General features: G+C 59.1%; 17 protein-coding genes. 6 read left to right on the forward strand and 11 right to left on the reverse strand.

The features are described 5' to 3' along the window. Window positions 1–138: 138 nt before the first annotated feature. Genes mfd through KGB18_RS02615 form a run of 3 tightly spaced genes read left to right on the forward strand, consistent with a single transcriptional unit; the run spans window position 139 to window position 6877 of the window. Window positions 139–3588 carry a transcription-repair coupling factor gene (gene mfd / locus KGB18_RS02605; protein ID WP_123720882.1) on the forward strand — a complete coding sequence of 1150 codons (3450 nt, stop codon included), beginning with the start codon at window positions 139–141 and terminating at the stop codon, window positions 3586–3588. Between the two features lie 9 nt (window positions 3589–3597). Next, on the forward strand, window positions 3598–4176 hold the full coding sequence (locus tag KGB18_RS02610; RefSeq protein ID WP_123720881.1) for a CsiV family protein: 579 nt from the start codon (window positions 3598–3600) through the stop codon (window positions 4174–4176). 10 nt (window positions 4177–4186) lie between these two features. Then, on the forward strand, window positions 4187–6877 hold the full coding sequence (locus KGB18_RS02615; RefSeq protein WP_223569345.1) for a DEAD/DEAH box helicase: 2691 nt from the start codon (window positions 4187–4189) through the stop codon (window positions 6875–6877). 109 nt (window positions 6878–6986) lie between these two features. Here the strand turns inward: KGB18_RS02615 and KGB18_RS02620 are convergent, their stop codons facing one another. The 3 genes from KGB18_RS02620 to KGB18_RS02630 all read right to left on the reverse strand — a co-directional run bounded on the left by KGB18_RS02620 (window position 6987) and on the right by KGB18_RS02630 (window position 9611). Then, window positions 6987–7724 carry an S-methyl-5'-thioinosine phosphorylase gene (locus KGB18_RS02620; RefSeq protein ID WP_223569346.1) on the reverse strand — a complete coding sequence of 246 codons (738 nt, stop codon included), beginning with the start codon at window positions 7722–7724 and terminating at the stop codon, window positions 6987–6989. Between the two features lie 11 nt (window positions 7725–7735). Further along, the gene (gene nagZ / locus KGB18_RS02625; RefSeq protein ID WP_177318835.1) at window positions 7736–8734 is read right to left on the reverse strand and encodes a beta-N-acetylhexosaminidase; all 999 of its coding nucleotides are present in this window, start codon (window positions 8732–8734) and stop codon (window positions 7736–7738) included. Window positions 8735–8903: 169 nt separating this feature from the next. After that, complete coding sequence (locus KGB18_RS02630; protein WP_007933170.1) at window positions 8904–9611, reverse strand: TetR/AcrR family transcriptional regulator; 708 nt, start codon at window positions 9609–9611, stop codon at window positions 8904–8906. A 229-nt stretch (window positions 9612–9840) separates the two neighbouring features. On the opposite strand from KGB18_RS02630, the gene lexA reads away from it, so the two are divergent. Next, on the forward strand, window positions 9841–10449 hold the full coding sequence (gene lexA, locus KGB18_RS02635; protein ID WP_007907770.1) for a transcriptional repressor LexA: 609 nt from the start codon (window positions 9841–9843) through the stop codon (window positions 10447–10449). A 10-nt stretch (window positions 10450–10459) separates the two neighbouring features. Then, complete coding sequence (sulA, locus tag KGB18_RS02640) at window positions 10460–10933, forward strand: SOS-induced cell division inhibitor SulA (protein WP_123720878.1); 474 nt, start codon at window positions 10460–10462, stop codon at window positions 10931–10933. A gap of 93 nt (window positions 10934–11026) precedes the next feature. Here sulA and KGB18_RS02645 read toward each other — a convergent pair whose 3' ends face one another. The 7 genes from KGB18_RS02645 to KGB18_RS02675 form a co-directional block, all read right to left on the reverse strand. Beyond that, on the reverse strand, window positions 11027–11260 hold the full coding sequence (locus KGB18_RS02645; RefSeq protein WP_007907774.1) for a hypothetical protein: 234 nt from the start codon (window positions 11258–11260) through the stop codon (window positions 11027–11029). A 141-nt stretch (window positions 11261–11401) separates the two neighbouring features. Next, on the reverse strand, window positions 11402–11926 hold the full coding sequence (locus KGB18_RS02650; RefSeq protein ID WP_123720877.1) for a DUF6586 family protein: 525 nt from the start codon (window positions 11924–11926) through the stop codon (window positions 11402–11404). 138 nt (window positions 11927–12064) lie between these two features. Then, window positions 12065–14692 carry a type I DNA topoisomerase gene (gene topA, locus KGB18_RS02655; RefSeq protein ID WP_052965460.1) on the reverse strand — a complete coding sequence of 876 codons (2628 nt, stop codon included), beginning with the start codon at window positions 14690–14692 and terminating at the stop codon, window positions 12065–12067. Window positions 14693–14806: 114 nt separating this feature from the next. After that, window positions 14807–15043, reverse strand: coding sequence for a DUF1653 domain-containing protein (locus KGB18_RS02660; RefSeq protein WP_008007078.1), 237 nt, complete (start codon window positions 15041–15043; stop codon window positions 14807–14809). A gap of 98 nt (window positions 15044–15141) precedes the next feature. Beyond that, complete coding sequence (gene fadA, locus KGB18_RS02665) at window positions 15142–16317, reverse strand: acetyl-CoA C-acyltransferase FadA (protein WP_123720876.1); 1176 nt, start codon at window positions 16315–16317, stop codon at window positions 15142–15144. Window positions 16318–16347: 30 nt separating this feature from the next. Beyond that, window positions 16348–18495, reverse strand: a complete 2148-nt coding sequence (fadB, locus tag KGB18_RS02670) for a fatty acid oxidation complex subunit alpha FadB (protein WP_123720875.1) — start codon at window positions 18493–18495, stop codon at window positions 16348–16350. A 528-nt stretch (window positions 18496–19023) separates the two neighbouring features. After that, the gene (locus KGB18_RS02675) at window positions 19024–19461 is read right to left on the reverse strand and encodes a hypothetical protein (RefSeq protein WP_008007072.1); all 438 of its coding nucleotides are present in this window, start codon (window positions 19459–19461) and stop codon (window positions 19024–19026) included. A gap of 104 nt (window positions 19462–19565) precedes the next feature. Here KGB18_RS02675 and KGB18_RS02680 point away from each other — a divergent pair, with 104 nt between their 5' ends. Next, window positions 19566–20003, forward strand: a complete 438-nt coding sequence (locus KGB18_RS02680) for a universal stress protein (protein ID WP_030128421.1) — start codon at window positions 19566–19568, stop codon at window positions 20001–20003. Between the two features lie 74 nt (window positions 20004–20077). On the opposite strand, the gene KGB18_RS02685 is transcribed toward KGB18_RS02680, so the two are convergent. Next, window positions 20078–21997 (reverse strand): ATP-binding cassette domain-containing protein, encoded by a 1920-nt coding sequence (locus KGB18_RS02685; protein ID WP_223569347.1) that lies wholly within the window; start codon window positions 21995–21997, stop codon window positions 20078–20080. Window positions 21998–22180 lie beyond the last annotated feature (183 nt).

Here is a 22180-nt window from a genome sequence, read left to right on the forward strand (position 1 = left end):
CACTAAAAAACCGCTCGATTTTGTCATTACCACTACATTTTGCCCAACCCGCGTAATAGACATATCTGCAACTGACAGCCGGCACCTGAGGCCGTTACAATTGTCGACTTTGTCGCAACGCTTGGAGCTCAACCTTCCGTGCCCGTTCTGCGTCTACCGCTTCTCCCTGCCGCGGCAGGTAAACAGCACTGGGGCAACCTGCCCGGTGCCGCCCTGAGCCTGGCCATCGCCGAGGCCGCCAGCGCTGCCAAGCGCTTTACCCTGCTACTGACCGCCGACAGCCAGAGTGCCGAACGGCTGGAACAGGAGCTGAGTTTCTTCGCCCCGGATTTGCCTGTCCTGCATTTCCCCGACTGGGAAACCCTGCCCTACGACCTGTTCTCGCCACACCAGGACATCATCTCTCAGCGCATCTCGAGCCTGTATCGGTTGCCGGAGCTGGAGCATGGCGTGCTGGTCGTGCCGATCACCACAGCCCTGCACCGCTTGGCGCCGACCAAATTCTTGCTCGGCAGCAGCCTGGTGCTGGATGTCGGCCAGAAGCTTGATGTCGAGCAAATGCGCAGCCGGCTTGAGGCCAGCGGCTATCGTTACGTCGATACAGTCTATGAGCACGGCGAATTCACCGTACGCGGCTCGTTGATCGATCTGTTCCCGATGGGCAGCAAACTGCCCTTCCGCATCGACCTGTTCGACGACGAAATCGAAACCCTTCGTACCTTCGATCCGGAAAACCAGCGTTCCATCGACAAGGTGGACACCGTTCGCCTGCTGCCGGCGCGGGAGTTCCCGCTGCAAAAGGACGCGGTCACCCGTTTCAAGGCGCGCTTTCGCGAGCGTTTCGATGTCGACTTCCGTCGCTGCCCGATCTTTCAGGATTTGAGCAGCGGGATTACACCGGCGGGAATCGAGTACTACTTGCCGCTGTTCTTCGATGAAACCTCCACGCTGTTCGACTATCTGCCCCAGGACACACAAGTGTTCTCTTTGCCGGGCATCGAACAGGCGGCAGAGAATTTCTGGAACGATGTGCGCAATCGTTACGAAGAGCGTCGCGTCGATCCATCCCGTCCTTTATTGCCACCGGCCGAGCTGTTTTTGCCTGTGGAAGATTGCTTTGCCCGCCTGAAGAGCTGGCCCCGTGTGGTTGCCAGTCAACAGGACGTGGAAACCGGTGTCGGTCGCGAGCGCTTCCCGGCTCAGCCGCTGCCGAACCTGGCCATCGAAGCCAAGGCCACTCAGCCGTTGGCGGCGCTGGCCGGTTTCCTCGACGAATTCCCTGGCCGCGTGCTGTTTACCGCCGAGTCCGCGGGCCGCCGTGAAGTGCTGCTGGAATTGCTGGAACGCCTGAAGCTGCGACCGAAAACCGTCGACAGCTGGCCAGACTTTGTTGCGAGCAAGGAGCGTTTGGCGATCACCATCGCGCCGCTCGACGAAGGTCTGTTGCTGGACGATCCAGCGCTGGCCCTGGTCGCTGAAAGCCCGTTGTTCGGGCAGCGCGTGATGCAGCGCCGTCGTCGCGAGAAACGCGCCGATGCCAACAACGATGCAGTGATCAAAAACCTCACCGAGCTGCGCGAAAACGCACCGGTGGTGCACATCGATCATGGTGTCGGCCGCTATCTGGGGCTGACGATCCTGGAAATCGACAATCAAGCCGCCGAATTCCTGACCCTAGAATATGCCGAGAACGCCAAGCTGTACGTCCCGGTAGCCAACCTGCACTTGATCGCCCGCTACACCGGCAGCGACGATGCCCTGGCGCCGCTGCACCGCCTCGGCTCCGAGACCTGGCAGAAAGCCAAGCGCAAAGCCGCCGAACAGGTGCGCGACGTGGCCGCCGAGTTGCTCGACATCTATGCCCGCCGCGCCGCTCGCGAGGGTTATGCCTTCGCCGACCCGAAAGCCGATTACGCGACCTTCAGCGCCGGCTTCCCGTTCGAAGAAACCCCGGACCAGCAGACCACCATCGAAGCGGTGCGCGCCGACATGCTCGCGCCAAAACCGATGGATCGTCTGGTCTGCGGCGACGTTGGTTTCGGCAAGACCGAAGTGGCGATGCGCGCGGCGTTCATCGCGGTGCATGGCGGTCGTCAGGTGGCGATTCTGGTGCCGACAACCCTGCTCGCCCAGCAACACTACAACAGCTTCCGCGACCGCTTCGCCGACTGGCCGGTGAGCGTGGAAGTGATGAGCCGCTTCAAGTCGACCAAGGAAGTCAACGCCGCGGTCGCGGACCTGGCCGAAGGCAAGATCGACATCGTCATCGGCACACACAAGCTGCTGCAAGACGACGTCAAAATCAAAAACCTCGGGCTGGTGATCATCGACGAAGAGCACCGTTTCGGTGTCCGTCAGAAAGAACAGCTCAAAGCACTGCGCAGTGAAGTCGACATCCTGACGCTGACCGCTACGCCGATTCCGCGCACGCTGAACATGGCGGTGTCGGGCATGCGCGACCTGTCGATCATCGCCACGCCACCGGCCCGTCGCTTGTCGGTACGCACGTTCGTCATGGAGCAGAACAAGAGCACGGTCAAAGAAGCCCTGCTCCGTGAGCTGCTGCGTGGCGGTCAGGTCTATTACCTGCACAACGACGTGAAGACCATCGAGAAATGCGCCGCCGACCTCGCCGAACTGGTGCCGGAAGCACGGATCGGCATCGGCCACGGGCAGATGCGTGAACGCGATCTCGAACAAGTGATGAGCGACTTCTACCACAAGCGCTTCAACGTGCTGATCGCCTCGACCATCATCGAGACCGGCATCGACGTGCCGAGCGCCAACACCATCATCATCGAGCGTGCCGACAAGTTCGGCCTGGCGCAGTTGCACCAATTGCGTGGCCGAGTCGGTCGCAGTCACCACCAGGCGTATGCTTACCTGCTGACACCGCCGCGCCAACAAATCACTCCCGACGCAGAAAAGCGTCTGGAAGCGATCGCCAATACCCAGGACCTCGGCGCGGGCTTCGTACTCGCCACCAACGACCTGGAAATCCGTGGTGCCGGCGAACTGCTGGGCGACGGTCAGAGCGGGCAGATCCAGGCCGTTGGTTTCACGCTGTACATGGAAATGCTCGAGCGCGCGGTGAAGTCGATCCGCAAGGGCGAACAACCGAACCTCGACCAGCCGCTGGGCGGTGGTCCCGAAGTCAATCTGCGTGTACCGGCGTTGATTCCCGAGGACTATCTGCCAGATGTGCATGCTCGATTGATTCTCTACAAACGCATTGCCTCGGCCACCGATGAGGAAGGCCTCAAGGACCTGCAAGTGGAGATGATCGACCGCTTCGGTTTGCTGCCGGAGCCGACCAAGAATCTCGTGCGGATCACGGCGCTGAAATTGCAGGCCGAACAACTGGGCATCAAGAAAGTCGACGGCGGCCCGCAAGGCGGTCGTATCGAGTTCGCGGCGCAGACACCGGTCGACCCGCTGACACTGATCAAACTGATTCAGAGCCAGCCCAAACGCTACAAATTCGAAGGCGCCACGATGTTCAAATTCCAGGTGCCGATGGAGCGCCCAGAAGAGCGTTTTAATACTGTAGAGGCGCTGTTCGAGCGCCTCATTCCGACCACTGCTTAAGGACGCCGCATGCGCCTGTTTCGCTCACTGACCTTGTTGACGATGTTAATCACGACGCTGCTCGCCCCCACGGCGTTTGCGGATGATCTGTATCAGGTTGAAATGATTCTGGTGCGGCAAAACACCGTGCCCGCGATCGTCAGCCGCGCCGCGCCGGAAGACTGGGATGCCGGCGCTCAACGCGTCAGCCCCGACAGTTTTCGCACGCCGAGCCTTAATCCCGAAGTGGAAAAGCTCACCGCCAGCAATGAATACACAGTGCTGATGCACAAGGCCTGGCAACAAAAGCTCGGCGAAGAAGCCAGCAAAGTCGCGATCAGCGAAGGCACCGAGCAGTTCGGGCAGTTCCCGATCGAGGGCACGCTGAGCCTGAAATTGGGGCGTTTCACCGACGTCGATGCAGACTTCTGGGTCAATAAGATTGATGCCAACGGCCTGGTCACCGCCAGCGAACGCCTGAAACAGGAAAGCCACACCAAGAACGGCCAGCTGAACTTTCTCGACAACGGCCACTTGGGCCTGCTGATCAAGATCACCTCGCTGACCGCCCCTGCGCCTCGGCCAGTCCCCGATGTAATTCCGGACTGATTGATTCTTTATGCCTCCGACCCTGAGCAAACCCCTGGCAACATCCTGGGTCAGCCGATTCAAGGAACAGAGCCTGGAGCGTGGCCGCCGCTACGCGTTGGAAAATCGCGTCAGGATCGTCGAAGTCGGCGATGCCACCATCACCGCCAGTTGCGAAGGCTCTGGCGGTAACGTTTACCGTCAGACCATTCGCCTGCGCGAGTCGGCCAAAGGCACCTTGCTGATGATCGACGCCACGTGCACCTGCCCGGTTCATAGCAACTGCAAACATTGCGCGGCGGTGTTGCTGCAAGTGCAGGAAACCCTCGCCTACCCGGCGGCTGCCAAAGACACTGAACTGCTGGAAAAACTTCAGGCCGTACTGGAAAACCGTAGCCCGAAAGCGCCGCCGCAAGTGCTGGTGGACAATGTGCAACCGGTGCCGCGCCTGTGGCTGGCGAGCATCGAGTTCAGCGCCTTCGAACCGCGCAACGGCAAAATGCAGCGGTACATCCAGCATCGCGCGGCGCTGTCCTTCAGCTATCTGGATGAATACGTCAGTGGGCAGAAAAACACTGACATCCTGATCCGCCAGGAGACGCAGACACTGCGGATAAAACGTCACCCGGAAGTCGAACAAGCCTACAGGGAACAGCTGCGAATCCTCGGTTTCAAGATCGCCACCCGACAAAGCAAGGCTTTGCCGGAAAGTGCCGGCGAACTCTACGAGATGGTCAACGACAGCGCCTGGCTGACCTTCACCCTCAACGAACTGCCGAAGCTGCGCACCCAGGGGTGGGAGTTGCAGATCGACGAGGACTTCGGCTTCGACCTGACCGCCGTTGATGACTGGTACGCCACTGTCGAGCAAGCACCCGAGCGCGACTGGTTCGACCTGGAATTGGGGATCATCGTCAACGGCGAACGGCTGAGCCTGCTGCCGATCCTGTTGAACCTGATGCGTTCTCACACCGAGATCCTCAACCCGGAACGGCTCGCCCGACGTCGCGACGACGAACTGATTCTGGTGAATATCCCGCAGCGCCGCAGCACCGACCAAGGCCCGTTGCAGGTCGCCCTGCCCTTCGGCCGCTTGAAACCGGTGCTGGCCACCCTCGGCGAGTTTTATCTGCAGGAGCCCGGCGAAACCACGCTGCGCCTGAGCAAGGCCGACGCCACGCGACTGAATCCGCTGGAAGGCCTGCCGTTGCTCTGGGAAGGTGGCGAGCAGATCCGCACCTTTGCCCAACGCCTGCGCGACATCAAGGACCACACCGCGGCGGCACCCGAAGGCTTGAACGCCACCTTGCGCCCGTATCAGCTGGAAGGCCTGAGCTGGATGCAGTCGTTGCGGCAACTGGAAGTCGGAGGGATTCTCGCGGACGACATGGGCCTGGGCAAAACCCTACAGACCCTGGCGCACATTCTCAGCGAGAAGAACGCCGGGCGCCTCGATCGGCCGTGCATGGTGGTCATGCCCACCAGCCTGATCCCCAACTGGCTCGACGAAGCCGCGCATTTCACGCCGCAGCTCAAAGTGCTGGCGTTGTACGGTGCCAGTCGCAAAAAGCATTTCGACAACCTGGCCGATTACGACCTGATTCTGACCACCTATGCGCTGCTGCCCAAGGACGTCGAGCGCCTGGCCGCGCAACCGCTTCATGTACTGGTGCTGGATGAAGCGCAGTACATCAAGAACCCTAATAGCAAGGCCGCCCATGCAGCCCGTGAGCTGAATGCTCGCCAGCGCCTGTGTCTGAGCGGCACGCCGCTGGAAAACCATCTGGGCGAGTTGTGGTCGCTGTTCCACTTCCTGCTGCCCGGCTGGCTCGGTGACGTGAAAAGCTTCAACCGCGATTACCGCGTACCGATAGAAAAGCGTGCCAGCGAAGTAAGACTTCAGCACCTCAATGGTCGGATCAAACCGTTCCTGCTGCGCAGAACCAAGGAACAGGTAGCCACCGAACTGCCGCCGAAAACCGAGATCATCCATTGGGTCGAACTCAACGAAGCCCAGCGCGACGTGTACGAAACCATGCGACTAGCCATGGACAAGAAAGTCCGCGACGAAATCACCCGCAAGGGCGTGGCGCGTAGCCAGATTATCATTCTTGAAGCCCTGCTGAAGCTGCGTCAGGTGTGCTGTGATTTGCGCCTGGTCAACGATGCCGCCCTGCCCGCGCGGGGCAGCACTTCCGGCAAGCTCGATAGCCTGATGGAAATGCTGGAAGAGTTGTTTGAGGAAGGTCGGCGAATTCTGCTGTTTTCGCAGTTCACCTCAATGCTGTCGTTGATCGAGGACGAGCTGAAAAAGCGTAGCGTGGCGTATGCGATCCTGACCGGACAAACCCGCGACCGACGCACGCCAGTGAAGGAATTCCAGAGCGGCAATCGTCAGATCTTTCTGATCAGCCTGAAGGCTGGCGGCGTAGGACTGAACCTGACCGAAGCGGATACGGTGATTCACTATGACCCTTGGTGGAACCCGGCGACGGAAAATCAGGCGACCGATCGTGCGTATCGCATCGGTCAGGAGAAGCCGGTATTCGTCTACAAGATGATTGCCAGGGGCACGGTGGAAGAGAAAATTCAGCATCTGCAGAAGGAAAAATCCGATCTTGCCGCAGGCGTGCTGGATGGGCGCAAGACCGGGGACTGGAAATTGCAGAGCGATGATATCGAAGCGTTGTTTGCGCCGTTGCCGGAAAAAATTGATAGGTAGTGGCGATAGGTAGATCGCCTTCGCGGGCAAGCCTCGCTCCTACAGGAAATCACTGTACCTGTGGGAGCGTGGCTTGCCCGCGATGGGGTCGACTCGGTTTAACGATCTATCAACCTTTCAACACCCGCGCCAACGTCGACTTCACCTTACCCATCCCGTCATGCAATGCCCGCTCGATCTCGGCCATGGTGATCACCGCTGTCGACTTGCCCGCCGCCGGGTTCACCACCAGCGCCAGACAGGCGTAATCCAGTCCCAGCTCGCGCGCCAATGCTGCTTCAGGCATGCCGGTCATGCCGACGATGTCGCAACCATCGCGTTCCAGCCGCGCAATTTCAGCGACGGTTTCCAGACGTGGCCCCTGGGTGCAGGCGTACACGCCTTGGCTGCTGTAGCCAACGCCTTCAGCCGCCAACGCCGCGATCAATTGCTGACGCAGGGCTTCGCTGTATGGATAGCTGAAGTCGATGTGTGTGACCTGTTCCAGATCATCAGCGAAATAGGTGTGTTCGCGGCCGCTGCTGTAGTCGATCAATTGATGCGGCACGCAGAAATGCCCGGTGCCCATCGCAGTGTGAATCCCGCCCACGGCATTGACCGCGAGAATCGCTTCGGCACCAGCCTGCTTCAAGGCCCACAGGTTGGCGCGGTAGTTCACCTGATGTGGCGGGAAACGGTGTGGGTGCCCATGACGCGCGAGAAACAGCACTTCCTTGCCAGCATACTCACCGATCTGCACCTCGGCCGAAGGCGCGCCGTAAGGCGTGTCCACCGCCAATGACTGACGAATGCTCAGACCTTCGAGTTGTGTCAGGCCGGTGCCACCGATAATCGCGTAAACCGTCATAACGAAAGTCCTCAATCAATCAATTGAGCTTCTCTGAGCGCGCCGATGGCCGCCAGCCAGCGTGGATCTTGACGGTATTCTGTGCTGGCGTACGCCTGCCCGCGCATCCGCGCAATGCGCGCCGAAGGTTTGACCTTCAAACGCTGGGCGGCGCTCAAGGCCAGCTCGGCAGCTGCACGATCGTTGCACACCAGGCCCATGTCGCAACCGGCGGTCAATGCCGCTTCGATACGACTGGCGGCATCGCCAACCACGTGGGCACCGGCCATTGACAGGTCGTCGCTGAAGATCACGCCATCGAACTGCAGCTCGCCGCGCAGGATGTCCTGCAACCAGCGACGGGAGAAACCGGCGGGTTGTGAATCGACCTGTGGATAAATCACGTGGGCCGGCATGACGGCGGCCAGTTGCTTGCTCAATCGTGCGAACGGCACCAGGTCGTTGGCGCGGATTTCGTCGAGGCTGCGCTCGTCGTTGGGAATCGCGACGTGGGAATCGGCCTCGGCCCAGCCATGACCCGGAAAATGCTTGCCGGTGGCAGCCATTCCGGCACTGTTCATGCCACGGATGAATGCACCGGCGAGCAAGGCGGCGCGCTCTGGATCGCCTTCGAACGAACGAGTGCCGACCACCGCGCTGCGCTGGTAATCCAGGTCCAGCACCGGGGCGAAACTCAAGTCGAGACCGACCGCGAGCACTTCGGTCGCCATGATCCAGCCACACTGCTCGGCCAGCTCTTCGGCATTCGGGTTATCGGCGATGGCGCGCATGGCTGGCAGTCGCACGAAGCCCTGACGCAGCCGCTGAACCCGACCACCCTCTTGATCCACCGCCAGCAGCAGATCGGGACGAATGGCGCGGATCGAAGCGCTCAATTCGCGCACTTGACGCGGATGTTCGATGTTGCGGGCAAAAATGATCAGGCCGCCCACTTCTGGTTGGCGCAACAATTGGCGATCTTCAGCCGTCAGCCAGGTACCGGCGACGTCCACCATCAACGAGCCTTGCAGGCCAGCAGTCATAGAGATTCCTTGATTACGATAAACCCGGCTCGCGCGATTCGCCGCCATGGGCTGGGCCCGGCAGGTCGGCGATATCAATGAGGAGCGGGTTCAGAACGAGAGTCGACATGGGCGGCTAGCTTAGCGGATGTCAGCTGCCGCGCCCACCCGTGTGCGGTTAAACCTTGGCGGCGACCGGGGTCGATTTGCTGCGTGGACGCAACTGCGCGGTGGCCATGGCAGTGTCGGTGACGCCGGTTTCGGCCCGCATGCCAGCAGCCAGAAATGGCACCATCAGTCGCATTACTTGCTCGATGGAGGTGTTGACGCCGAAATCGGTCTCGGCAATCGCACGCAAGGCCTTGATCCCCGACATACTGAACGCCGCGGCACCCAGCATGAAGTGCACACGCCAGAACAGTTCGATCGGGGGAATGCGCGGAGCGGCCTCGTTGACCAGCATCATGTAGCGGCGGAACACCTTGCCGTACATATCTTCCAGATAACGACGCAAGTGCCCTTGGCTCTGACTGAACGCCAGCCCCAGCAAACGCATGAAAATGGACAGATCATTGCCGCTGCGTGGCTGCACCACCAGAGCTTGCTCGACAAGAATTTCCAGCAGCTCTTCAAGGGTCGGCTTGTTCTCGGGCTTGGCCTGACGGCGCTCCAGCTCTTTATCGAGACTGAGACAGAATGGCCCGAGAAAACGCGAGAAGACCGCCTGAATCAGCGCCTTCTTCGACCCGAAGTGATAATTCACCGCCGCCAGATTGACACCGGCCTTGCTGGTGATCAGACGCAATGAGGTTTCAGCAAAACCTTTTTCCGCGAACAACTGCTCGGCAGCATCGAGAATGCGTTCAACGGTTTCCGACTGGGCCATGGCTACTCCGCCTGACAAACACTTGTTTGAAACATACGTTTCAGCCCTGGCCTTGTCAAGTCTGGCGGTTCGTTTTGGGAATGGTCGGTCAGGTATTTAACCATACAACAGTGCCGCTTCAATCAGCGAGCGAAATGACCGTCTAGCGGCCGACAAAAAAAGGGGCATTGCCAAGACCAGTTCACTGTATATAATCCCAGTCACTGTATAAAAAGACAGAGCGATCAATATGCTAAAGCTGACGCCACGCCAAGCAGAGATTCTGGCCTTCATCAAACGTTGCCTCGAAGACAACGGCTACCCGCCGACCCGTGCGGAAATCGCTCAGGAACTGGGTTTCAAGTCGCCCAATGCGGCGGAAGAACACCTCAAGGCACTGGCTCGCAAGGGGGCGATCGAGATGACCCCGGGCGCCTCTCGCGGCATCCGCATCCCTGGCTTCGAAGCCAAGGCCGACGAGTCCAGCTTGCCGATCATTGGCCGGGTGGCTGCCGGTGCGCCGATCCTCGCCCAGCAGCACATCGAGGAATCCTGCAACATCAACCCTTCGTTCTTCCATCCTCGCGCCGACTATCTGCTGCGGGTCCATGGCATGAGCATGAAGGACGTCGGCATTTTCGACGGCGACCTGCTGGCCGTCCATACCACCCGCGAAGCCCGCAACGGTCAGATCGTGGTGGCGCGGATCGGCGACGAAGTGACCGTCAAGCGCTTCAAGCGCGACGGCAGCAAGGTTTGGTTGATTGCCGAAAACCCTGAATTCGCCCCTATCGAAGTCAACCTGAAAGATCAGGAACTGGTTATCGAAGGCTTGAGTGTCGGCGTGATTCGCCGCTAAAGGAGGCTTTATGCAGTTCCCACATACCTCACAGCAAGCCCAACTGCCGTTGTTTGAGGCGTTCATGGCACAGCCATTGGCGCCGATCCTGAAAGACGTGGTCGAATCGCCCTGGAGCGCCGAGCCCGAAGTCTTCAGCGAGCTATCACTGCGCGGCGCGGCCGGGAACTGCCTGAACCTTCTGGCACCGATTCTCAGGGAACTGAGTCAGGACCAGGATGCACGCTGGCTGACACTGATCGCCCCGCCCGCCAGCCTGACACAAGCCTGGTTACGCGACGCCGGTTTGAACCGTGAGCGCATTCTGCTCCTGCAACCGCGCGGCACGCAGAGCGCTCAGCAGTTGACCTGCGAAGCCTTGCGACTTGGCCGCAGCCATACGGTCGTCAGCTGGCTTAACCCGCTGAGCACAACGTTGCGGCAACAGTTGATCAGCGCCGCCCGTATCGGGGATGCGCAAAGTCTGAATATTCGACTGGGTTAACTGACAAACACTGTGCGCGCTGAACAGCGCGGGGCTTCTCCAGGGATAGAGAAGCCAATCTGTAGAGGCATCCGAAGAATCCGACGGGCGGGATCAATGAAGAACCCGCGGCCCCTCTTCCTTATCAAATTCGCCTTCAACCAGACGTCCTGCCATCTGAACACCGACGCTCAACATCGCCTTGGCGACTTCCACATGCTGGCCTTGCAGGAAAACCTTGGCATCCTCGGAGAAATCCAAAGTAACCAGAGAACCCTCGTCCTCGGCCCTGCGCAGCTCGATTCGGCCGTCTGGTAACTCGACAATTTCTAGAAAGGACGTTGGCATAAAGGTCTGTTCTCCACGAAAGGCGGGGATTATATAGGCATCAGCCAAGCTTCGCTCGGGATCTTGACCAAATGCCATCACGAAGAGAAATTTCTGACATCACTCTTCCTTGAGCGGACCCGTCCCTAAACACTCAATCTTTCAGCACTCGTTCAACCCTTCGCGAAACCGAATCGCCAGGCTTTTAAGGTTCTGACGCCAGCTCTCCAGCTCTTCCCGACTCAGCTCTTCCGGCGCCTCTTCTTCATCCAGATTAACGGCCAGAATAAGCGGTTGCGTCACATCGCCCTTGGGCTTGTGCGGAGTGCGAGGCGGCTGAAACAGTACTGCATGTGCCGACAGCAGCTTGGCTAGCCAGGTTTCAGGGTTTTGCGCCAGCTCAACCATCTCGGCCATTTCCGGAATAGCGATGGTTTCGAGCACTTCGCGGGTAAGCAGCATCTCTGCCCGCGGTGCATTGGCCTGAGGCAAACGATAGAAACCAGCGATTTCATGGCACAGCCCCAACAGCGCACCGTACAGGTGAAACAACGCCGATTCGCGTCCGGCCTGAATCAGCGCCAGGGAGTTCATCGCCCGCCCCTCTTCGGCTTTGGCCAGCGCTTCCAGCGACAGGCCGGCGAAATAAATCTTCTGGTTGGTACGGGTATAGAGTTCGTGGGCCATGACGGCAGCCTCCACAACGAAATAATTGCTTCACGCAGGTCAGACAGTGTCGTGGATCACCTGAGCTTCCCGCAAGCCCAAAACAAAAGGCCGCATGAAAACCCGAGAGTTGTCATGCGGCCTTTTGTGTACAGCCTTTTAAGCCTTGGCTGATGGACGCTTGTCTTCAACCGTCCACTTGCCGCCGTCGTAATACGCTTTCCAGCCAGTCGGCTTACCGTCGACCTCTGTCTGCACGTACTGCTCTTTGGTCTTGCGGCTGTAACGGATCACTGCTGGGAGACCGTCCGGATCTTTCTTCGGCGCTTCGCAGAGGAAGTGATACTTCGGATCGATCTCATCCTTGTGCGGCACGATCTCCATGACCAACGGAGCACGGGTCTCGCGATTTTTCGGGAACTGGCTGGCCGCCAGGAACAAGCCGGAAGCACCGTCGCGCAGGATGTAGGTGTCGTTGACCTTTTCGCATTTGAGCTCAGGCATCTTCACCGGATCCATCTTCGGCGGCGCCGCGTCACCGCTTTTCAGCAGCTTGCGGGTGTTCTTGCAGGTGGCGTTGGTGCAACCGAAGAACTTGCCGAAACGGCCGGTCTTGAGCTGCATCTCGCTGCCGCACTTGTCGCATTCCAGGCTCGGGCCTTCATAACCCTTGATGCGGTAGGTGCCCTCTTCGATTTCGTAGCCAGAGCAATCCGGGTTGTTACCGCAGATGTGCAGCTTGCGCTTCTCGTCGAGCAGGTAAGCGTCCATGGCCGTGCTGCAGATCGGGCAGCGATGCTTGCCACGCAGTACCAGCGACTCAGACTCACCCTCGTCGTCCGCGGCGATTTCATCGCCCGGCACCAGGTTGACGGTGGCTTTGCAGCGCTCTTTCGGCGGCAGGCTATAGCCCGAGCAACCGAGGAATACGCCCGTCGAAGCAGTACGGATCTGCATCGGACGACCGCACAACACGCACGGAATGTCAGTCATCACCGGCTGATTGGCGCGCATGCCGCCTTCGGCACTTTCGGCTACTTCGAGTTTCTTCTTGAAGTCGCCGTAGAACTCGTCGAGCACGTTTTTCCAGTCGCGTTCGCCCTGAGCCACGTCATCGAGGTTCTCTTCCATGCCGGCGGTGAAGCCGTAGTCCATGAGATTGGAGAAGCTCTCGGCCAGACGCTCGGTGACGATGTCGCCCATCTTTTCCGAATAGAAACGACGGTTGTGCAGCGCAACGTAGCCGCGGTCCTGGATGGTCGAAATGATCGCCGCGTAGGTCGAAGGACGACCGATGCCGCGTTTTTCCATTTCTTTAACCAGGCTCGCTTCCGAGTAACGCGCCGGCGGCTTGGTGAAGTGCTGGGTCGGATCAAGCTTGATCAGCTTCATCGCGTCGCCCTGGGCCATGTCCGGCAGCACGTCGTCATCGCCAGGCTTGGCAATTTGCGGCATGACGCGGGTGTAACCGTCGAACTTCAGGATGCGGCCCTTGGCACGCAGCTCGAAGTCGCCGGCACCAACGGTGACTGTGGTCGACAGGTATTGCGCCGGCAGCATCTGGCAGGCCAGGAACTGGCGCCAGATCAGCTCGTAAAGCCGCTCAGCATCACGCTCCATGCCCGATAGCTTGCTTGGCTCGGTATTGGCATCGGACGGACGAATCGCTTCGTGAGCCTCTTGTGCGCCTTCCTTGCTGCTATAGACGTTCGGGTTTTCCGGCAGGTACTTCTTGCCGAACTCACCTTCAATATAAGTACGCGCCATCGCCACGGCATCAACCGAGAGGTTGGTGGAGTCGGTACGCATATACGTGATGTAGCCGGCTTCGTACAAACGCTGGGCCATCATCATGGTTTTCTTCACACCGAAGCCCAGGCGGTTACTCGCGGCCTGTTGCAGGGTGGAGGTGATGAACGGTGCCGACGGCTTGCTGCTGGTCGGTTTGTCTTCGCGCTTGACGATGCTGTAGCTGGAAGCCTTGAGCTTTTCCAGCGCGGCCATGGCCTGGGCTTCGTTCAGCGGCTTGAAGGCTTCGCCTTTCTCGCGGGCCACGTCGAAACGCACGGTCGCGCCCTTGGCGGTGCCGAGGTCGGCATGAACTTCCCAGTACTCTTCCGGGTTGAACGCGCGAATTTCACGCTCACGCTCGACCACCAGCTTCACGGCAACCGATTGCACGCGACCGGCGGACAGGCCACGGGCGACCTTGGCCCACAGCAGCGGCGAAACCATGTAACCCACCACGCGGTCGAGGAAGCGACGCGCCTGCTGGGCGTTTACTCGATCGATGTCCAGCTCGCCCGGTTTGGAGAAGGCTTCCTGGATCGCTTTCTTGGTGATTTCGTTGAACACCACGCGCTTGTAGCGGCTGTCGTCACCACCGATGGCTTCGCGCAGGTGCCAGGCAATGGCTTCCCCCTCGCGATCCAAGTCGGTTGCGAGATAGATGGTGTCAGCATCTTTGGCGAGCCGGCGCAGCTCTTCGATGACTTTTTCCTTGCCCGGGAGGATCTCGTACTTGGCTTTCCAGCCATGATCGGGATCGACACCCATGCGAGAGACCAGCTGCTTGCGCGCTTTCTCTTTCGGCGTGAGCACCGGACCTTCACCTGCGGCGGCCTTGCCGCGCTTGGCGGCAGGCTCTTTGCTGGCGCTAGCCGAACCGCTGGTGGGCAGGTCTCGGATATGGCCGATACTCGACTTCACCACGTATTGGTTACCCAGATACTTGTTGATGGTCTTGGCCTTAGCCGGGGATTCCACAATGACCAGCGATTTGCCCATGGATCAGAAAATTCCTGAATTCTAGAAGTGAAAGGCGGTTGGCGCCTGACGCGGCACCGCTATATATAGTGGCTACAAGGTGAGGTCAAGCGCAGGGTTCTGCGCGCACTCCCCTTATGACTGCGGAAAAACGCTCGGTTCGGCTTGTACCAAAGCAAAGCGTGGCACCTGTTCGCCGTCAACCTCGACCGACTCCAGGAACATGCTCAAGGGGCGCACCCAAAAGCCGTAATCGCCATACAGGGCTTGGTAAAAGACCACTTCCTCTTCGGTTTCCGAATGCCGCGCAACCGCGAATACGCGGTACTGCGGACCTTTGTAATGTTCGTAGAGCCCAGGTTGTATCGGCATGCTTTGGCCCTCACTCAAATTTTTTCAAAATAAAAACAAAATAAATCCGGAAAAACAAAAACCGGGGCACTTGGCCCCGGCTTCCATCAGCGAAACGCTTAAACGCGTTCGAAGACGGTGGAGATGCCTTGGCCGAGACCAATGCACATGGTAGCTACCCCGAAGGTGCCGCCATTCTGCTTCATCACGTTCAGCAAAGTGCCGGAGATACGGGCACCGGAGCAACCGAACGGGTGACCCAGGGCGATCGCGCCGCCGTGCAGGTTAACCTTCTCGCTCATCTTGTCGAGCACTTTCAAATCTTTCAGCACTGGCAGCGCCTGTGCGGCGAAAGCTTCGTTGAGCTCGAAGAAGTCGATATCGTTGATACCAAGACCCGCGCGCTTCAGTGCTTTCTGCGTTGCCGGTACTGGACCATAGCCCATGATCGCCGGGTCCACACCTGCCACTGCCATCGAACGAATCACCGCCATCGGCTGGATGCCCAGGTCTTGGGCACGCTGCGCCGACATCACGATCATGCACGAAGCACCGTCGGTGATCTGCGACGAAGTACCGGCTGTCACGGTGCCGCCCTTCGGATTAAACGCTGGCTTCAGAGCTGCCAGGCTTTCCAGGGTGGTTTCCGGACGAATGGTTTCGTCGTAGTCGAACAGTTTCAGGAAACCGTTCTCGTCGTAGCCCTGCATCGGGATGATTTCGTCTTTGAACTTGCCTTCCAGAGTCGCCTTGTGGGCGAGCTGGTGGGAGCGCACGCCAAAAGCGTCCTGTTGTTCGCGAGTAATGCCGTGCATCTTGCCGAGCATTTCTGCGGTCAGGCCCATCATGCCCGAGGCTTTCGCCGCGTACAGGGACATGTGCGGGTTCGGATCGACACCGTGCATCATGCTCACGTGACCCATATGCTCGACGCCACCAACCACGAACACGTCACCGTTACCGGTCATGATCGCTTGCGCAGCGGTGTGCAGAGCACTCATCGACGAGCCACACAGACGGCTGACGGTCTGGCCGGCCGCGGTGTGCGGGATCTGCGTCATCAGGGACGCCATGCGGGCGATGTTCCAGCCCTGCTCCAGGGTCTGGTTCACACAGCCCCAGATCACGTCTTCAACTTCGCTCGGGTCGACCTTGACGTTGCGTTCCAGCAATTTGCTGATCAGGTGCGCCGACATGTCTTCGGCGCGGGTGTTGCGGTGCATGCCGCCCTTGGAGCGGCCCATCGGTGTACGACCGAAGTCGACAATCACGACGTCTCTAGGATTCAAGCTCATATACTTTCACTCTCGCTCTAGTGTGGGCGCTTAACCGAAGAAGCTCTGACCGTTTTTGGCCATTTCACGCAGCTTCGCGGTCGGGTGGTACAGCGCGCCCAAATCAGCGTACTGGTCAGCCAGGGCAACGAACTCTGCAACACCGATCGAGTCGATGTAGCGCAGCGCACCGCCACGGAATGGAGGGAAACCAATACCGTAGACCAGGCCCATGTCGGCTTCGGCGGCGGTTTCGACGATGCCGTCTTCCAGGCAACGCACGGTTTCCAGGCACAGCGGGATCATCATCCAGTTGATGATGTCTTCGTCAGTGACTTCGCGCTGTTCGAACACGATTGGCTTGAGCACTTCCAGTACCGAAGGATCGGCGACTTTCTTCTGCTTGCCGCGCTTGTCGGTCTCGTAGGCGTAGAAGCCCTTGCCATTCTTCTGGCCCAGACGCTTGGCTTCGTAGAGCACGTCGACGGCCGAACGGCGATCGTCCTTCATGCGATCCGGGAAGCCTTCAGCCATTACATCGCGACCGTGGTGACCGGTGTCGATGCCGACCACGTCCATCAGGTACGCCGGGCCCATCGGCCAGCCGAATTTTTCCATGACCTTGTCGATGCGGACGAAGTCCACGCCGGCGCTGACCAGTTTGGCGAAACCGCCGAAGTACGGGAACAGCACGCGGTTGACCAGGAAGCCTGGGCAGTCGTTGACGACGATCGGGTTCTTGCCCATTTTCTTGGCGTAGGCAACGGTGGTGGCAACGGCCACTTCGCTAGACTTCTCGCCACGGATCACTTCAACCAGCGGCATCATGTGCACCGGGTTGAAGAAGTGCATGCCGACGAAGTTTTCCGGACGCTTGAGGGCTTTGGCCAGCAAGGTGATGGAAATGGTCGAGGTGTTGGACGCGAGGATGGTGTCCTCTTTGACCTTGTCTTCGACTTCGGCCAGAACGGCTTGCTTGACCTTCGGGTTCTCGACAACGGCTTCGACGACCAGGTCGACGTGACCGAAATCACCGTAGGACAGGGTCGGACGAATGCCGTTGAGCACTTCAGCCATTTTCGCCGGGGTCATGCGACCTTTATCAACGCGGCCCACCAGCAGCTTGGCGGCTTCGGCCAGACCTTGCTCGATGCCGTGCTCGTTGATGTCTTTCATCAGGATCGGCGTACCTTTGGAGGCCGACTGATAAGCAATACCACCACCCATGATGCCAGCGCCCAATACGGCGGCCTGCTTCACGTCCTTGGCGATTTCATCGTAGGCCTTGGCCTTTTTCTTCAGCTCCTGATCGTTCAGGAACAGACCGATCAAGCTCTGCGCGGCAGAGGTCTTGGCCAGTTTGACGAAACCGGTGGCTTCGACTTCCAGCGCCTTGTCGCGACCGAAGTTCGCGGCTTTCTGGATGGTCTTGATCGCCTCAACCGGTGCCGGGTAGTTCGGGCCCGCTTGACCGGCCACGAAACCCTTGGCGGTTTCGAACGACATCATTTGTTCGATGGCGTTGAGCTTGAGCTTTTCGAGCTTCGGCTGACGCTTGGCCTTGTAGTCAAATTCACCGGAGATGGCGCCCTTGACCAGGTTCAGAGCCGCTTCCTGCAATTTCTCTGGTGCGACCACGGCGTCGACGGCACCGACTTTCAGCGCGTCTTCAGCGCGGTTTTCCTTACCGGCAGCAATCCACTCGATGGCGTTGTCAGCACCGATGATGCGCGGCAAACGCACAGTACCGCCGAAGCCCGGGTAGATGCCCAGTTTGACTTCTGGCAGACCGATTTTGGCGGTATTGGCCATGACGCGGAAATCTGCCGCCAGGCACATTTCCAGACCGCCACCCAGCGCGATGCCATTGATAGCGGCGACAGTCGGGACGTTGAGGTCTTCGAAATCGCTGAAAATCTTGTTGGCTTCGAGGTTACCAGCAACAAGCTCTGCATCCGGCAGCTTGAAGTTGTCGACGAATTCGGTGATGTCGGCGCCGACGATGAACACGTCCTTGCCACTGCTGACGATCACACCCTTGATCGAAGCATCTGCCTTGATGGTGTCTACAGCCTGACGCAGTTCGTTCAGGGTAAGACGGTTGAACTTGTTGACGGACTCACCCTTGAGGTCGAATTTCAATTCGACGATGCCACTTTCAAGAGCCTTAACCGTGATGGCTTTACCTTCGTAAATCATCAACTGATCTCCACGATATGGAAGCTGAACAGTACACGTCGGACGCAGGCGACTGGCTCGGCAAGGACGTTTATCGTCGATGCTACGCCAATTCACCCGGCACACCCGCCAACGCGATAGTCGGGATTCTGTAGGAGCGCTCTGTAATACAAACGCTCAATTCATACGCCCGTTTGATTTGGGTATGTCACCTTCACGGAATTTCCGGCAATTGTCAATCGCCCAAAATACTGGTTGAAACGCGACTTTCCGGTCACTTCCGTACCACGAAGCGCTGCAACACGCTGATGCATGTGAGGCCATTCATAGAATCAATAGTTAGAAAAGTCGCCCTAATTAGCGGCAGCCTGTGTTTAACAAGCTACGCTGGCGGGACCTTGAAGAAAAAATTTGAACGCTTTGACGAATGCCCAGCGTAAGATCAGCGCACAAAGAATTACCGGCCTGCCTGGCCAACCTCAGCCCGATGATGATGTCGGGCTTTTTATTGTCTGTCTGTCACGCGACGACGCACGACAGGGATCAGTCTCAGGCAAGTGCTTTCAGCGTGGCATCGATCTGTTGCAGAACCTCGGCCTCGCCCTTCTCACCCCAATAGAGGGCAATCATTTGCTTGTCTGCCTCGACCTTGTAGACGTTGGCAGGCAATTTTTCGAAATGATTCAGCAGCATCCCATCCTCACAGACCTCCTGCCACTGATTGACCCACACGCCCGGCGCCTTCTGCCAATAACTCCAGCACGCCGGTCGCGTGCCACGGCGCGGCCGATGGTACTGGGCACAAGGGCTCGGCGGCTCCTCGCTCAGCCAGTGCGGCCATTCCTGGGGCGCCAGCTGCATGGCCAGGCCAATGCGCCGCGCCTCCATGCGCAGGGCCATGCGCCCGCTCTGAGTACGAGACGGTCGCAACCATGCCAGCGGGCTCAAGACCACCAGCAGGATTGACACCACTATCCAGACCGTCATATCTGTACTCCCGATTCTTGATGAGCCCATTGAGTCACTTTGAAACCAATGCGCTTGAAACCAGCCATACTTACCAATATTGCAATCCCCAGGAGGAGCACCTCATGCCCTACCACCATATTCTGGTCGCTGTAGATCTAACCGAAGAGTGCGATCCTGTAATCCACCGAGCTCGCGAACTCTCGGTGAGCAATGGCGCGAAGCTGTCCCTGGTGCATATCGTCGAACCGATGGCCATGGCCTTTGGTGGCGACGTGCCGATGGACCTCTCCCAGTTGCAACAGCAACAGTTCGATCAAGCCAAAGAGCGCCTTGAGCGATTGATCGTGAAATACCCGGAACTCTCCAAGGAATACAGTCACTTGACCTACGGCCAGCCGCGTCAGGAGATTCACCACCTCGCCAAGGAGCAAACGTGCGACCTGATCGTGGTGGGCAGTCATGGCCGACATGGCCTGGCATTGCTGCTCGGCTCCACCGCCAATGACGTACTGCACGGCGCGCCTTGCGATGTGCTGGCGGTGCGCCTGATCAAAAGCTGACAACACAAAACCCCTGTAGGAAAAAAGCCCGACATTCGAGTTACCGAAGTCGGGCTTTTTTATCGCCGGATCAATCAGGCATCCAGCTCGGCCCAGCGCTCGACCATCACGTCGAGCTCAGCCTGCAACTGCTCCAGCTGAGCGATCACCGCAGCCGTTTCGGCAGCAGGACGCTGATAGAAGCCGGCATCCGCCATCTGCGCTTCAACCACTACGATCTGCTGCTCCATGGCTTCGATCTGACTCGGCAACATTTCCAGCTCACGCTGCAACTTGTAGCTGAGCTTCTTCTTTGCCACCGGCGTCTCTACCACCGCAGCGACTGGCACTGGTTCAGCAGTGACGACAGCCGAGTTCAGGTCGGCCTTGCCGGATTTGCTCTCGGTCACGCCCAACAGCCGCGGCGAGCCGCCCTGACGCAGCCAGTCCTGATAACCACCGACGTATTCGCGAACCTTGCCTTCGCCTTCGAAGACCAGGGTGCTGGTGACCACGTTGTCGAGGAATGCCCGGTCGTGGCTGACCATCAGCACGGTGCCGTTGAAGGTCAGCAAGACCTCTTCCAGCAGCTCGAGGGTTTCCACGTCCAGGTCGTTGGTCGGTTCGTCGAGTACCAGCAGGTTCGCCGGTTTGCTGAAAAGTTTGGCCAGCAACAGACGGGCACGCTCACCACCGGACAGCGCCTTGACCGGCGTGCGGGCACGCTGCGGGCTGAACAGGAAGTCGCCGAGGTAGCTCAGCACGTGGCGGCTCTGACCATCGATATCGATAAAGTCGCGACCTTCGGCCACGTTGTCGATCACGGTCTTTTCCAGGTCCAGCTGATGGCGCAACTGGTCGAAGTAGGCCACGTCGATGCGCGTCCCCTCTTCCACTGTGCCGCTGGTTGGCTGCAGGCCGCTGAGCATCAGCTTGAGCAGCGTGGTCTTGCCGGTACCGTTGGCGCCGAGCAGACCGATACGGTCGCCGCGCGTCAGGACCATCGAGAAATCCTTGATCAGGAACGGGCCACCCGGGTGAGCAAAGCTCACGTTCTCGAGGACCATGACCTGCTTGCCGGACTTGTCGGCGGTATCCAGCTGAATATTGGCCTTGCCGGTGCGCTCACGACGCTCGCTACGCTCAACGCGCAATGCTTTCAATGCGCGAACACGGCCTTCGTTACGGGTGCGACGCGCCTTGATGCCCTGGCGGATCCAGACTTCTTCCTGGGCCAGTTTCTTGTCGAACAGCGCGTTGGCGGTTTCTTCAGCAGCCAGAGTCGCCTCTTTGTGCACGAGGAAACTGGCGTAGTCGCCGTTCCAGTCGATCAGGCCGCCACGATCCAGTTCGAGGATGCGGGTCGCAAGGTTCTGCAGGAATGAACGGTCGTGCGTGATGAACAACACGGCGCCCTGGAAATCCTTCAGCGCTTCTTCGAGCCAGGCAATTGCACCGATGTCCAGGTGGTTGGTCGGTTCGTCGAGCAGCAGCAGATCCGGTTCGGAAACCAGGGCCTGAGCCAGCAGGACGCGGCGACGCCAGCCGCCGGACAATTCGGCGAGGGTCTTGTCGGCCGGCAGTTGCAAGCGGCTCAAGGTGCTGTCGACCAGTTGCTGCAAACGCCAGCCGTCGCGGGCTTCGAGGTCGTGCTGGACATGCATCAGCTTGTCCAGATCGGCGTCGGTGACGATGTTCTGGCTCAGGTGGTGATACTGCGCGAGCAGCTCGCCGACACCGTCCAGGCCTTCGGCAACCACGTCGAACACGGTCCGCTCGTCGGCTACCGGCAATTCTTGCGGCAATTCGCCAATTTTTAGGCCAGGTGCGCGCCAAACAGAGCCCTCATCAGGCTTCTGGTCGCCCTTGACGAGCTTCATCATGCTGGACTTGCCAGTGCCATTGCGGCCGATGATGCACACCCGCTCACCACGGGCGATCTGCCAGGACACCTTGTCCAACAACGGCATAGCGCCGAAAGCAAGGGACACATCGCTGAATTTGAGCAGGGTCATGAGCTTCTCCAAAAACCGGGCGCGCATTCTACCTGACTTGAGGCTTCAGAAGGCCGGCAATTTCGCTACGACAGCACTCTGACTAATAATTGTTGCGAACTTGTGCCGGCAGCCCGGCAAAGCTTTCGCCGGTTGGTGGCAAAAGGCTAAGCTACATATATTAGGTGCGGGCGTTGCCGGCAC

This window comes from Pseudomonas sp. BF-R-26, assembly GCF_019947395.1.
Lineage (GTDB): Bacteria > Pseudomonadota > Gammaproteobacteria > Pseudomonadales > Pseudomonadaceae > Aquipseudomonas > Aquipseudomonas farris.

What these genes read in the sequence shown, in the direction of transcription:
- KGB18_RS02610 (WP_123720881.1), top strand. Translation starts at nt 3,598, where the DNA reads ATGCGCCTGTTTCGCTCACTGACCTTGTTGACGATGTTAATCACGACG.
- KGB18_RS02615 (WP_223569345.1), top strand. Translation starts at nt 4,187, where the DNA reads ATGCCTCCGACCCTGAGCAAACCCCTGGCAACATCCTGGGTCAGCCGA.
- KGB18_RS02620 (WP_223569346.1), bottom strand. Translation starts at nt 7,724, where the DNA reads ATGACGGTTTACGCGATTATCGGTGGCACCGGCCTGACACAACTCGAA.
- KGB18_RS02630 (WP_007933170.1), bottom strand. Translation starts at nt 9,611, where the DNA reads ATGGCCCAGTCGGAAACCGTTGAACGCATTCTCGATGCTGCCGAGCAG.
- lexA (WP_007907770.1), top strand. Translation starts at nt 9,841, where the DNA reads ATGCTAAAGCTGACGCCACGCCAAGCAGAGATTCTGGCCTTCATCAAA.
- sulA (WP_123720878.1), top strand. Translation starts at nt 10,460, where the DNA reads ATGCAGTTCCCACATACCTCACAGCAAGCCCAACTGCCGTTGTTTGAG.
- KGB18_RS02645 (WP_007907774.1), bottom strand. Translation starts at nt 11,260, where the DNA reads ATGCCAACGTCCTTTCTAGAAATTGTCGAGTTACCAGACGGCCGAATC.
- KGB18_RS02650 (WP_123720877.1), bottom strand. Translation starts at nt 11,926, where the DNA reads ATGGCCCACGAACTCTATACCCGTACCAACCAGAAGATTTATTTCGCC.
- topA (WP_052965460.1), bottom strand. Translation starts at nt 14,692, where the DNA reads ATGGGCAAATCGCTGGTCATTGTGGAATCCCCGGCTAAGGCCAAGACC.
- KGB18_RS02660 (WP_008007078.1), bottom strand. Translation starts at nt 15,043, where the DNA reads ATGCCGATACAACCTGGGCTCTACGAACATTACAAAGGTCCGCAGTAC.
- fadA (WP_123720876.1), bottom strand. Translation starts at nt 16,317, where the DNA reads ATGAGCTTGAATCCTAGAGACGTCGTGATTGTCGACTTCGGTCGTACA.
- fadB (WP_123720875.1), bottom strand. Translation starts at nt 18,495, where the DNA reads ATGATTTACGAAGGTAAAGCCATCACGGTTAAGGCTCTTGAAAGTGGC.
- KGB18_RS02675 (WP_008007072.1), bottom strand. Translation starts at nt 19,461, where the DNA reads ATGACGGTCTGGATAGTGGTGTCAATCCTGCTGGTGGTCTTGAGCCCG.
- KGB18_RS02680 (WP_030128421.1), top strand. Translation starts at nt 19,566, where the DNA reads ATGCCCTACCACCATATTCTGGTCGCTGTAGATCTAACCGAAGAGTGC.
- KGB18_RS02685 (WP_223569347.1), bottom strand. Translation starts at nt 21,997, where the DNA reads ATGACCCTGCTCAAATTCAGCGATGTGTCCCTTGCTTTCGGCGCTATG.